The organism is Stenotrophomonas sp. JAI102 (assembly GCF_013409105.1).
Classification (GTDB): Bacteria; Pseudomonadota; Gammaproteobacteria; order Xanthomonadales; family Xanthomonadaceae; genus Stenotrophomonas; species Stenotrophomonas maltophilia_AA.
Genome location: NZ_JACCCI010000001.1, coordinates 1,513,138 through 1,525,400, shown reverse-complemented (window position 1 = coordinate 1,525,400; position 12,263 = coordinate 1,513,138). Strand labels below are relative to the sequence as shown.

Annotated in this window: 9 protein-coding genes; 2 read left to right on the top strand and 7 right to left on the bottom strand. The window is 66.7% G+C overall.

Going from position 1 to position 12,263, the window contains the following annotated elements; translation table 11 throughout:
- Positions 1 to 67 precede the first annotated feature (67 nt).
- On the bottom strand, positions 68 to 943 hold the full coding sequence (locus HDC96_RS07140) for a plasmid replication/partition related protein (protein ID WP_179459320.1): 876 nt from the start codon (positions 941 to 943) through the stop codon (positions 68 to 70).
- A gap of 79 nt (positions 944 to 1,022) precedes the next feature.
- The gene (locus HDC96_RS07135; protein WP_179459319.1) at positions 1,023 to 2,375 is read right to left on the bottom strand and encodes an aspartate aminotransferase family protein; all 1,353 of its coding nucleotides are present in this window, start codon (positions 2,373 to 2,375) and stop codon (positions 1,023 to 1,025) included.
- Positions 2,376 to 2,489: 114 nt separating this feature from the next.
- Here HDC96_RS07135 and HDC96_RS07130 point away from each other — a divergent pair, with 114 nt between their 5' ends.
- Positions 2,490 to 3,992 carry an aldehyde dehydrogenase gene (locus HDC96_RS07130; RefSeq protein ID WP_179459318.1) on the top strand — a complete coding sequence of 501 codons (1,503 nt, stop codon included), beginning with the start codon at positions 2,490 to 2,492 and terminating at the stop codon, positions 3,990 to 3,992.
- Positions 3,993 to 3,998: 6 nt separating this feature from the next.
- Here the strand turns inward: HDC96_RS07130 and HDC96_RS07125 are convergent, their stop codons facing one another.
- Positions 3,999 to 4,628 (bottom strand): hypothetical protein, encoded by a 630-nt coding sequence (locus HDC96_RS07125; protein WP_179459317.1) that lies wholly within the window; start codon positions 4,626 to 4,628, stop codon positions 3,999 to 4,001.
- A 173-nt stretch (positions 4,629 to 4,801) separates the two neighbouring features.
- Between HDC96_RS07125 and HDC96_RS07120 the strand changes: the two genes are divergently transcribed.
- Positions 4,802 to 6,079, top strand: a complete 1,278-nt coding sequence (locus HDC96_RS07120) for an MFS transporter (RefSeq protein ID WP_176989555.1) — start codon at positions 4,802 to 4,804, stop codon at positions 6,077 to 6,079.
- Here the strand turns inward: HDC96_RS07120 and HDC96_RS07115 are convergent, their stop codons facing one another.
- The 4 genes from HDC96_RS07115 to HDC96_RS07100 all read right to left on the bottom strand — a co-directional run bounded on the left by HDC96_RS07115 (position 6,080) and on the right by HDC96_RS07100 (position 12,209).
- Positions 6,080 to 6,541 carry a bacteriohemerythrin gene (locus HDC96_RS07115; protein WP_179459316.1) on the bottom strand — a complete coding sequence of 154 codons (462 nt, stop codon included), beginning with the start codon at positions 6,539 to 6,541 and terminating at the stop codon, positions 6,080 to 6,082.
- 70 nt (positions 6,542 to 6,611) lie between these two features.
- Complete coding sequence (locus HDC96_RS07110; protein WP_179459315.1) at positions 6,612 to 7,958, bottom strand: diguanylate cyclase; 1,347 nt, start codon at positions 7,956 to 7,958, stop codon at positions 6,612 to 6,614.
- 737 nt (positions 7,959 to 8,695) lie between these two features.
- Positions 8,696 to 10,258, bottom strand: a complete 1,563-nt coding sequence (locus tag HDC96_RS07105) for an MASE1 domain-containing protein (RefSeq protein WP_306455617.1) — start codon at positions 10,256 to 10,258, stop codon at positions 8,696 to 8,698.
- 664 nt (positions 10,259 to 10,922) lie between these two features.
- Positions 10,923 to 12,209 carry an FAD-binding oxidoreductase gene (locus HDC96_RS07100; RefSeq protein WP_179459313.1) on the bottom strand — a complete coding sequence of 429 codons (1,287 nt, stop codon included), beginning with the start codon at positions 12,207 to 12,209 and terminating at the stop codon, positions 10,923 to 10,925.
- Positions 12,210 to 12,263: the final 54 nt, after the last annotated feature.

Sequence of the window (12,263 nt, the reverse complement as noted above, 5' to 3'; positions counted from 1 at the left end):
GCTGGCCGGCAACCAGGTAGCCCCGTCCGAAGGTTATCCGCGTTGCCGGCCAGCGGCCGGCACTACCTCAGACGTCCGCAACCTGCCTGCGCAGCGCGGCCAGCTGCTGGCGCAGGGTGTCGTTCTCCAGAGTCAGCGCGATGATGCGCTGGCGCAGCTCGGCTGGGCCTTCGCCCAGTGCGTTGAGCGCGTCGGCGATCTCGGCGGCGCGGCTCGGATCGACTTCGGCATCGCCATCGGCGCTGTGCAGCACCTCCTGGGACGGCTTGCGCGGCTTGCGCTTGGACTCACGCACGCGCTTGGCGGCCTGCTTGAGTTCGTCCTTGCCGGCGGCGGCCGCGGCGCGCTGTTCGTCTTCGGGCAGGTCGGCCACGGCGGCTGCGGCGCTGATCGAGATCACGCCGGTCTTGACCGCTTCCACCAGCTCCGGTGCGGCCTGTTTGTGGATGCGCTCGATCATCGTCACCTGGCTGCTGCTCAGGCGCGCTTCGCGGGCCATGTCGGCGCGGCTGACCTTCGGCGCGGCGGCCCACGGCGGGCTGTCCTCGTCACCGGCATCGGCCGGGCCGCTGATCTCGCCGTCGCTTTCCTTCTGCAACTGGGCCTGGTCGGCGCGATGACGCTCGGCCAGGATGTCGCGCTTGCGCAGCGCCAGCACGCCGCGCTGGAAATCGGACACGCTGCGGCGGCCCAGGTGCTGCTCGATCATCCACAGGTGGACGTCGTCCATCGACTGGAAGCGGGTGTTCTGGATCGTCTGGAAGGGCAGGCCGTGCTTCTGGCAGATGCCGTAGCGGTTGTGGCCGTCCACCAGCACCTCGCCCCACAGCACCAGCGCATCGCGGCAGCCCTCGGCGAGGATGCTGCGCTCCAGGGCGTCGTGCTCGTCCGGGGTCAGCGGGTCGATGTAGGCCTTGAGTTCTTCTTTGACGACAATGTCCATGCAATCCGGTACGCGAGCGAAACGTGACCGACCATTGTAAGGATCGCGGCGGTCGCCGTCGTCGCCGACGGATTCAGGCTCAGCCGGTGGCGCGGATCATCTCGCCCAGCACGTCCACGATGCGGTCGATGTGGTTGCGCTCCAGGATCAGCGGCGGCGACAGTGCGATCACATCGCCGGTGCAGCGCACCAGCAGCTGGCCGTCGCGGAAGCAGCGCTCGAACACCTCGTAGCCGCGGGCGCCCGGGGCATCCTTGCGCGGCATCAGCTCGACCGCGCCGATCAGCCCGAAGTTGCGGATGTCGATCACATGCGGCAGCCCGCGCAGGCTGTGCAGCCGTTGCTGCCAGTAGTCGCCCAGCTCGAGGGCACGCTCGAACAGATGCTCGTCGGCGTAGGTATCCAGGGCAGCCAGGGCGGCCGCACAGGCCAGCGGATGACCGGAATACGTATAGCCATGGAAGAACTCGATCGCGGCCGGCGGGCCCTGCATAAAGGCACCATGGATCGCATCGCTGGCCAGCACCGCGCCCATCGGCACGGCGCCGTTGGTCAGGCCCTTGGCCAGGGTCAGCAGATCCGGGGTGACCCCGAAGCGCTGCGCGGCGAAGGCATTGCCGACCCGGCCGAAGCCGGTGATGACCTCATCGAACACCAGCAGAATGCCGTGCTGGTCGCAGATCTCGCGCAGGCGCTGCAGGTAGCCCGGCGCCGGCAGGATCACGCCGGCCGAGCCGGCGATCGGCTCGACGAACACCGCCGCGATGGTGGACGCATCGTGCAAAGCGATCAGCCGCTCCAGATCCTCGGCCAGCTCGTGGCCGTGGCGCGGCAGGCCGGCACTGAAAGCATTGCGCTGCAGGTCGAGCGTATGACGCAGGAAATCGCTGCCCGCCAGCAACGGCCCGAAGCTCTTGCGGTTGTTGGGCAGGCCGCCGATCGACAGGCCGCCGAAGCCGACGCCGTGATACGCCTTCTCGCGGCCGATGAAGCGGGTGCGGTGGCCCTCGCCGCGCAGGCGGTGGTAGGCCAGCGCGATCTTCATCGCGGTGTCGACCGCTTCGGAACCGGAATTGGTGAAGAACGCATGGTTCAAGCTGCCCGGCGCCAGCGCGGTCAGGCGCTGGGCCAGCACGAAGGGCAGCGGTGAGCCCATCTGGAAAGGCGGCGCGAAATCCAAGGTTGCGGCCTGCTGCTGGATCGCCTGCACGATCCGCGGCCGCGCATGCCCTGCGTTGCAGCACCACAGCCCGGCCGCGCCATCCAGGATCGCGCGGTCGTCGACGTCGTGGTAGTACATGCCCTCGGCGCGGACCAGCAGGCGCGGGGAGGCCTTGAACTGACGGTTGGCGGTGAACGGCATCCAGTACGCGTCCAGGTCCGCGGGCGCGTGGCTGGCCAGGGTCGACAACGACGATTCGGGACGAGGCATGAGGCACTCCGCAGGGTCGCGATGGTCACGACTTTATCGCACCCGCCTCACGTCATCCCGTGACGGCGGCGGGTATAACCGCCTTACCCGAATGACACCGCGAGGATGACGCCGATGACCACCGCACGCACCCGTGACGACTGGCAGCGCGAGGCCGATGCACTGGCCTTCCAGGGGCAGGCCTTCATCGATGGGCGGTATGTCGACGCCGCCAGCGGCGCGCGCTACGACTGCATCAGTCCGATCGACGGCCGCGTGCTGGTGCAGGTGGCCGACGCCGATACCGTGGATGTCGACCGTGCGGTCGCGGCGGCGCGGCGCAGTTTCGACGCAGGGGACTGGTCGCGGGCCGCACCGTCGCACCGCAAGCAGGTGCTGCTGCGGCTGGCCGATCTCGTTGAACGGCACGCCGACGAACTCGCCTTGCTGGAAACCCTCGACATGGGCAAGCCGGTGCGCGACGCGCGCCAGGGCGACCTGGCCGGGGTGCTGCGCTGCCTGCGCTGGACCGCCGAGGCAGTCGACAAGGTGTACGGCGAGGTCGCCCCCACGGCGCTGGACACGCTGGGCCTGATCACCCGCGAGCCGGTCGGCGTGGTCGCGGTGATCGTGCCGTGGAATTTCCCGCTGCTGATGGCCGCGTGGAAGATCGCGCCCGCCCTGGCGGCGGGTAACTCGATCGTGCTCAAACCGTCCGAACGGTCGCCGTTGAGCGCGATCCGCATCGCCGCACTGGTCGCCGAAGCCGGCGTGCCCGATGGCGTGTTCAATGTGCTGCCGGGCCATGGCGAGCGCACCGGCGAACCGCTGGCGCTGCACATGGACGTGGATGCGCTGGCCTTCACCGGCTCCACCGCCGTCGGTCGCCGATTGCTTCAGTGCGCGGGTAAATCGAATCTCAAGCGCACCTGGCTGGAGTGCGGTGGCAAGAGCCCGAACCTGGTGTTCGCCGACGCGCCGGATTTGGACAAGGCCGCGCAGGCGGCCGCCACCGCCATCTTCTACAACCAGGGCGAGGTGTGCACGGCAGGCTCGCGCCTGCTGGTCCAGCGCTCGATCAAGGATGCCTTCGTGGCGCGGGTGCTCGCACAGGGCCGGCACATGCAGCCGCAGCATCCGTTCGAGCCGGACGCCGCGATGGGGGCGTTGGTCGATGAGGCGCACGCGGGCCGCGTGCTGGACTACGTGGCACGCGGCGAGGCCGAGGGCGCGCGCCTGCTGCTGGGCGGCAAGCGGCGCGAGGTGGTGCCGGGCGGCAGCTATGTGGAGCCGACGGTGTTCGACGAGGTCGATCCGCAGCACACCATCGCCCGCGAGGAAATCTTCGGGCCGGTGCTGTCGGTGCTGACCTTCGATCACGAAGAGGACGCGTTGCGCATGGCGAACGACTCGGTCTATGGCCTGGCCGCCGGTGTGTGGACGCGCGACCTGGGGCGTGCGCACCGCGTGGCCCGCGGGCTGCGTGCGGGCAGTGTCTGGGTCAACCAATGGGACGGCGGCGACATGACCGCGCCGTTCGGTGGCTACAAGCAGTCCGGCATCGGCCGCGACAAATCCCTGCACGCCTTCGACAAATACACCGAGCTCAAGGCGACCTGGATCCATCTGGGCGGATGAGGCACCTCAGCAGTCCTGGCTGTGGCGGATCAGCGACTCGCGCAGCAGGTCGCGGTCCATCTCGTCCACGGCGTTGCGGAGGTAATCGATCTGCTGCCGGGTGAGTGCGCACTGGTCCACCATGTAGCCCGGGGGCCAGGCACCGATCAGCTGGAAGATGCCCTGTACGATCTGCTCCGGCGTCATTCCCGCCTTCATGCGGAAGCGCTCGCGCCGGGGCTGGAACGCCGGGTGGACATCCCGGTCGCCCAGCACGCGCGGCACCAGTGACGCGGCGTCGATGCCGCTGCCGGTCAGCGACGACGGCACGCCCAGGTCCAGCGGCACGGGCAGGGCCAGGGGATCCACGGCGGCATGCGATGCGGGGGTTGGCGTGGTCGCGATGGGCGCAGGCAGGCGCCGCGATGCCGCGGCCTGCGCCGGGGAGGGCAGGGGGGCCGTCGAGCGCGGGGGAACCGGTGCAGGCAACGGCTTCGGCAACCAGTACATCGCCAGGCGCGCTTCATCAGCGGCGGCGCTGGGGGCCGGTGAACGCAGCAGCACGCCCAGCATCAGTCCGTGCACCACGATCACCACGGCGACGGCGGTCGGCTGTGTCCAGCGCGAGGCGGTGGCACTCTTCCTTGAGGCAGACATCCGGGACCGTCCTGGTGGGGTGACCGCGGTGAGACCGGGCGATGCAGGGGAAGTTCCTGCCCGATGCGCAGGTCGCCGACCCGGTCACAGCCTGACAGTCTCGTCTGCAACCATCGCGGCAGGCCCGGGATGGGCGTGGCAGAATCCGGCAGCTGCCTATTCCTGCGTACCCGATGTCCACACCTGCTGTCGCCCCTGTCGTGAACTCCCCCCGCCGCATCCTGCTGGCGAGCCTGATCGGCACCACCATCGAGTTTTTCGATTTCTACATCTACGCCACGGCGGCGGTGCTGGTGTTCCCGCACCTGTTCTTCCCGGAGAGCAGCGACGGGGCGGCGATGCTGCAGTCGCTGGCGACCTTCGCCGTCGCGTTCATCGCGCGGCCGGTCGGCTCGGCGGTGTTCGGCCACTACGGCGACCGCATCGGGCGCAAGGCCACCCTGGTGGCGGCGCTGCTCACGATGGGCATCTCGACCGTGGCGATCGGCCTGCTGCCTACCCATGCCAGCATCGGCCTGGTGGCGCCGGCGCTGCTGGCGCTGTGCCGGTTCGGCCAGGGCCTGGGGCTGGGCGGGGAGTGGGGCGGCGCGGTGCTGCTGGCCACCGAGAACGCACCGCCCGGCAAACGGGCCTGGTACGGCATGTTCCCGCAGCTCGGCGCGCCGCTGGGCTTCCTGCTCTCGGCCGGCATCTTCCTGCTGCTGGGTCGCGCGATGAGCGAGGCCGACTTCCTGCAGTGGGGGTGGCGCGTGCCGTTCCTGGCCAGCTCGCTGCTGGTCGGCATCGGCCTGTGGGTACGCCTGAACATCCATGAGACCCCGCAGTTCCAGGCCGCGCTGGACCGCAACGAACGGGTCAAGCTGCCGATGTTGACGGTGCTGCGCGAGCATCCGCTGACCCTGGTGTTGGGCACCCTGGGGGCATTCGCCACCTTCGTGCTGTTCTACCTGATGACGGTGTTCACGCTGGGCCACGGCACCACCGTGCTGGGGTATTCGCGTGAGCAGTTCCTGCTGCTGCAGATGGTCGGCATCCTGTTCTTCGCGGCGGGCATTCCGATTTCCGCGCTGTACGGCGACCGCTGGGGCACGCGCCGCACCATGATCGTCGCCAGTGGCCTGATCCTCGCCTTCGGCGTGGTGTTCGCGCCGCTGTTCCAGGCGGGCAGCCCGTGGCTGGTGCTGGGCTTCCTGGCGCTGGGCCTGTTCCTGATGGGGCTGACGTATGGGCCCTGCGGCACCTTCCTGGCGGAGATCTACCCGGTCCAGGTGCGCTATACCGGCGCGTCCTTGTCGTTCAACCTCGCCGGCATCCTCGGTGCCGCACCGGCGCCGTACGTGGCCACCTGGCTGGCCGAACGCTATGGGTTGGTGGCGGTGGGATACTACCTGTGCGTGACCGCGCTGATCACCATCGTGGCGCTGCTGGCGATGGGGCGGCGCGGGCGCTGATCAGCGGAAGAAGCGCTTGAGCGTGCGGCCCAGCCAGCTGCCCTGCTGGTGATCGCGCGCGAACTGGTTGAGGTGCTGCTTGACCTGCGGCGCGTAGGCCTTGTCATCGCCACGGATGTGGTTGAACAGCCAGCGCGACAGCATCGTGCGCAGCTCTTCGGTGATGTCTTCGCCCGCCTGGAAGCGCAGCCGGTACTCGCCCACGCGCTTGCCGAAAATCTCGTGCACGCGCTTGTGCGCCGCGCAGAACGGGTAGCCGGCCTCTTCCATCAGCTCTTCTTCGAAGGCGAAGTGGGACATCGTGTAGTCCACCAGCTCGTCGATCACTTCGGCCACGGCCAGCCGCTCCAGGCTCTTCTGGGCAACGTGCAGGTGGTTGAGCATCTCCACGATGCGCATGTGCTGGTGATCGATGACATCGATGCCGATGTTCAGATCGTCCTGCCAGACCAGAAGTGCCATGGTGCGTTCCCCGCGCTGTTCAACTGGCGGCGACTCTAGGCAGTCGCGGCCGGGGCCGCGTTGATCTCGATCAAGGCGCCAGCGCGGGCTCGCGCTGGCGTGGGCCGGTGGCCACGGTGGCGCAGTGGACCCGGTTGCGGCCGCCCGCCTTGGCCAGGTACAGCTGCCGATCGGCCTCGGAGATCAGCCGGTGCAGTGAATCGCGTTGCGGGCGCAGGCAGCACAGTCCGATGCTGACCGTCATGCGCAGCGTGGTATGGCCCAGGTCGACCTCCAGCGCGGCGATCGTCTGGCGCAGTTCCTCGAAGTAGACCAGCGCAGCCTCCTGGTCCAGGCCCGGCACCAGCAGGCAGAATTCCTCGCCACCGAAGCGCGCGACCAGGTCGTCCTGGCGGGCGTGCTGGCCGACCGCGGCTGCGACCGCGCGCAGGGCATCGTCGCCGGCTTCGTGGCCATGGGTATCGTTGATGTGCTTGAAGTGGTCGATGTCGATCATCGCCACCGCGACCTGTTCACCGTCCAGGTGCAGCTGCGGCAGCTGGCGCTGGCTCTGCTCCAGGAAACACCGGCGATTCGGCAGGCCGGTCAGGAAATCACGGGTGGCCAAGTCCTGCAGGGTGCCGATCAGCTCGAGCTGATCCACGTTCTGCGAGACGCGGCAGAAGAACTCTTCGCGCGAGAAGGGTTTGCGCAGGAAGTCGTTGGCGCCGTTCTTGAGGAAACGCGGGATCAGCGATGGATCGGTGTTGCCGGAAATGCCGATCACCGCCAGTTTGTCGCGCGAGCGCATGGTACGCAGGCGGCGGGTGAACTCCACGCCCTCCATGCCGGGCATTTCCTGGTCGACCACGGCCAGCCGGATTGCCGGATGGGCCTCGATCGCCTTGAGTCCCTCGGCACCGTCGGCGGCCTCGTAGACGTCGTGCCCGTACATGCGCAGCAGCGAGGCGGCGTACATCCGCGCCGACATCGAGTCGTCCACCACCAGGGCGGCGATGCGCCGGTTGCGCTCCAGCCGCTGCACCAGCCACACCAGGTAGTCGATGCTGCCGGGCGTGTTCTTGAGCACGTAGTCGATGATCTGCTGCTGCAGGACGCGCTTGCGCAGGTCTTCGTCGTAGACGCCGCTGACCACCACGGTGGGCAGCCCGCGCGACAGGAAGTAGTCGACCACGGTATCGCGGTCGCCATCGGCCAGGACCAGCCCGGTCAGGACCAGGAACCAGCCCTGTTCCTCATCGAGCAGCCGCCCGGCATCGGCCAGGCTGGTCGCCACCGAGACCGGCAGCTCCAGCCGCTGCTCGATCGCCTCACGCAGCATGCTGGTGAACGTGCGCGAGTTTTCCACCAGCAGGATCCGCTGGGGCAGGGCATCACCGGGGTCGCTGAGGACAGCGCCCTGCAACAGTGCCGGCATGAGGCGTACGCTCGGTTCCGAGTGGGTCGGGACAGATAGCGGCGGTTTCACACGCAACTTTAGGGGCAGGGGTGCCGCGTAACGTCGCAGCCTCGGCCTGGTTGCCCGGTGGGGCGTCTTACTGTACCGGCCGCTCAAGCAGCTCCCGTTGATCGATGGATCTCCGCTTGCCGTTACTATCGCCGAAGTTCCCCTCAACGTTTAATCAGGAGGTAAATGTGCGCATTCCAAGGATTGTTGGTGTTGTGGGTATCGTAATTCTCGCGTCGGTTCCGATGGTTGGGATGGCGCAGTCAGATGGTCACGGGACTCATCTGGCAAAAAGTGGTCTGGGCAGGGCGCAGCCGACAGCTGTCAATCTGAGTCAGGATCCGCAGTGGCGCCTGTATGGGTTCCAGCGCGATGGAATCTCGTACTTCCAGGTAAATGATCTGTTGGGACGTGTGCAGGTGATCATCGGAAATGTGGATGATGCATTCTGGACCTTGCCCGCTGGCGAAAGCTCGGCGAGTGTGTCGTTGCCACTGCAACGCGTACAACTCCCGGCAAATGCAGCGAGGACCGAAATCTATCGAGGCCCCCACTTCTCGCTGGTCCTGTATGGACGCGGTGCCGATGCTGTGTGGTCCGTCGAGGTCGTAGACCAGCAGCCCTAGCATTCTGATAGACAGCCAGCGTTGAGGTGCTGCCGCCTAGGGGGCAGCACCTCAATGCACCTTGGTAGGTGTCGAACGGACCTATTGTCCTGGTCGAGTACTTTCCCTTACCCACGTCTGTGGGGGCATGTTCGTCGCTCTGGCGGACGACCGCGCGGCGGTCTCCGCGAGTACTATCCTGACCCGATTGCGGCGGCACTGTACGAAGCCGCCGTAAGCGAGAGGCAGGCCCGCCAGATGCTCATCCACCATGGCGACGGTTGTCCCGGACAACGGCTGCACCGAATCAAGCAGTGCCACCACAATCAGGATTCCCCGCCGCGACCCGAAACGCCCGCAGCGCGCACGAACCACTATCTGTCCGAACTCATGTTCCAAAAGCAGGGACACCGCCTCAGTGAGTGCCCGATAGGCAGCCAGCTGCAGTCCTGTACTCAACATGCAGGGATCGCCTTCCAGGCGAGGCCGCGTCATCCGGTTGCTCTGGTCCCAGGATTCTCGTACGCCGCCGGCCTGCAGGGCAACGTAGAGACCCAGATGATCCAATGTGGTGGGATAGACCATGCTTGCCTGGGTACGGAACTGATGTGAATGCACCGCTGCAGTGTTCAACAGTCCGCTTGCTATTTCATGGTGGCCCTGCAGTTTCAGCCAGTTCACCACTTCTCTAAGCGATACCTCAATGCCGTCGCCGAGCTTCCTGATGTGGAGCGCGCGTTCGCGAAGGCCTTTTTCACTGGCGATATGTGAGTTGCGGGCCAGCTTTAGTGCATTTCTCTCGCCATCGTCACGGATCCGGTAACGATGGTAATAGTGCGTAATGCGCGAGCCGAACAGAAGCAGGGCGATACTGGCAACGGCCATGACCATCTGCGTCGTAAATGTCGTCGGATCGAATGCCAGGGGATACGGCTTTGGCGTCGTGAGGCCAATGATGAGATTGAGTGACGGGACGGCTATTGCGGCCCCACGCCAACCAAGCAGGCAGGTAAGAGCGATGGCAGGCAGTGCCATCAACAGTTGCAGGCTGCTCTTGGCCGTGGCCGACTCTTCGGTAATCAGCGCAGAAGCGATGCCAGTCAGGATCATGAGCGCGAGTGCGGCGATACTCGGTGTCAGGAAGCGACCTGTCCATGGCAGTTCTGCGCGCCTACTGGCCCAAAGCAGGGCAAGAGGGACGACCGTCAGAATGCCGATGAAGTCGCCGACGATGTAGCGCGCCGCGCCGGTGAGTAACGGTACATCTGGCGTCGGCCACAACAGGTGCATCAGGACCAGGTTCAACGACGTGACCGCTACGGCCGATGTCGCGCCAACTGAAAGCAACCAGGCCTGCGTGGTGGTGGCCACCATCCTGCGATGCAGTCGCACGATCATTGCAACCGTTGGCATCAGTGAGACGGAGGCGAGGATGACCCACGTCAACCCATACTTTTCCACCATCGGGTAACGCATCTGGGCGAAGTAGGCGTATTCGCCGAGAAACAGGTACGGCCACAGTCGTGGCGGGCAAAGCAGCAGCGCGGCCACGCGTATGCCCGCAGGCAGGTAGAACTGGTCGAGGGACAGCTTGCGTGCGCCCCAGCATGCAAACGCATAGATGACTGCAAGGACAAGCCCGATAGGCTCGATGCGCAGGTTCAACTCAAGTCCATTTTTCCACCATTCTCCTCGCATCGGCTCCCCCTGTTCGTGCCTTCTACTTCCCTGTGTAGCAATGCCCGCGATGAGATTGGACGGTATCTATACCCGCCGGATTATGCAATTGCGCAACTGATCCGCCGTGGTGCCGACGACACGGTGTGGATTCGCGCGCGGCACTGCATAGCGCTCATGGGCGTGACACATATCTCATTTTTTATGAAATCCTTCACGCAGGCTGTGGGGCCGCATTCGCAATGCGCCGCAGCCACGCAGGTGATTCCCGGTTCTCGAGGAGTGCCAATCTCAGCCACTGCAGGCGTTGATATGACGCATTCTCCACGCTTCGTCTTTATGTGACGCGCGACGTACAAAGTGCGGGAGATGCTGCGATACCGTCTAGTGGCCCCTCGGTCTGGATTTGGCGGGATGTGGAGAGCCCGTTTTCAGATGCCGCGCCGTGTCTCATTTTTCCGATGCCGGGTGTCAACGCAGCGCGAGTAAATGAGGGGGCCTACGATCTTCACAACTCCCGGCTTGGCGGCCACGACGCACATTGAGTGGCTGAAAATGTCGAATCGACGCAAGGGCTCCAACCCGTCACCGCGCAGCACCCGGCCGGCGCCACCCCCGAACCCGCCGCCCCCGCCGAAAGCCCCTTAAGTCCTCACCACAATGCATCGCGCAGCTTGTACCAGGACATCGCCGCGACCAGCAGCGGCGTCCGCAGCATGCGCCCGCCGGGGAAGGGCCGGTGCGGGATGCGTTCGAACACGTCCAGGCGCTCGGCCTGCCCGGCGATGGCCTCGGCCAGCACCTGGCCCGCGAGCCCGGCCGCCGCCACGCCGTGGCCCGAGAAGCCCTGCGCGAAATAGACATTCTGGGTCAGCCGGCCCCAGTGCGGGGCGCGGTTGCGGGTGATGTCGACATAGCCACCCCAGACGTACTCCAGCTCCACATCGGCCAGCTGCGGGAACACCGCGCGCATGCGCCGGGTCATGACGCCGCGCAGCCCGGGTGGGGGCAGGGCGGAATAGCTGGCCTGGCCGCCGAACAGCAGGCGGTGGTCGCGGCTCAGCCGGAAATAGTCCAGTGCCCAGCTGACATCGGCCACGGCCATGTCATTGCGGATCAGCGACTGCGCGCGTGCCTGGCCCAGCACCGTACTCGCGCCGATATACGTACCCACCGGCATGATCCGCGATTCCAGCTCCGGCGCGATGCCTTCCAGCCACGCGTTGCCGGCGATCACCACATGGTCGGCCGTGACCGTGCCGTGCGCGGTGCGCAGTTGCGGCCGCGCCCCTCGGATCAGCTGCAGTACCGGCGACTGTTCGTGGATCACCGCCCCGGCCCCCTCGGCCGCGCGCGCCAGGCCTTGCGCATAGGCCAGCGGATGCAGGTGGCCGCTGTGGGGATCGAACATGGCCCCCCGGTAGCGCGGGCTGTCCAGCTGTCCGCGCAACTGCGCGCGGTCCCACCACTCCAGGGGATAGTCGTAGCGCTGGGCCAGATCGATCAGCCCGGCACGCAGCATGCGCTCCTGGCGGGGTTTGATCGGCACGCTGGCATGGCCGTCACGCCAGTCGCAGTCGATCTGGTGGCGGGCGATGCGGTCGCGCAGCAGGCGCATGCCGTCGCGTGAAAACGCGAACAGCGCCCGCGCGTCCTCGGCGCCGACCAGATGCTCCAGCGTATCCACTTCGCAGCCGTAGCCGACGATGGCCTGGCCGCCGTTGCGGCCGGAGGCGCCCCAGCCGACCCGATGGGCCTCCAGCAGCACGACGCGATAGCCGCGCTCGGCCAGGGTCAGGGCGGCGGACAGCCCGGTGTAGCCGGCACCCAGCACGCAGACATCGGCGTTCAGGTCGCCGGCCAGCGGCGCACGCAGTGGCGTGCCAGGCACGCTGTCGGCGTACCAGCTCGGCGCGTGCACTTCGCCGGCGGCGGTCACGCCGGGCACCGGCGGAAAAAGGTGAGGACGACAATCATGGACAGAGGATGCCAG

Bases quoted from the DNA above. Each gene is read 5' to 3' on its own strand.
- HDC96_RS07110 (WP_179459315.1), bottom strand. From the start codon at position 7,958: ATGCCGGCACTGTTGCAGGGCGCTGTCCTCAGCGACCCCGGTGATGCC.
- HDC96_RS07130 (WP_179459318.1), top strand. From the start codon at position 2,490: ATGACCACCGCACGCACCCGTGACGACTGGCAGCGCGAGGCCGATGCA.
- HDC96_RS07115 (WP_179459316.1), bottom strand. From the start codon at position 6,541: ATGGCACTTCTGGTCTGGCAGGACGATCTGAACATCGGCATCGATGTC.
- HDC96_RS07120 (WP_176989555.1), top strand. From the start codon at position 4,802: ATGTCCACACCTGCTGTCGCCCCTGTCGTGAACTCCCCCCGCCGCATC.
- HDC96_RS07140 (WP_179459320.1), bottom strand. From the start codon at position 943: ATGGACATTGTCGTCAAAGAAGAACTCAAGGCCTACATCGACCCGCTG.
- HDC96_RS07125 (WP_179459317.1), bottom strand. From the start codon at position 4,628: ATGTCTGCCTCAAGGAAGAGTGCCACCGCCTCGCGCTGGACACAGCCG.
- HDC96_RS07135 (WP_179459319.1), bottom strand. From the start codon at position 2,375: ATGCCTCGTCCCGAATCGTCGTTGTCGACCCTGGCCAGCCACGCGCCC.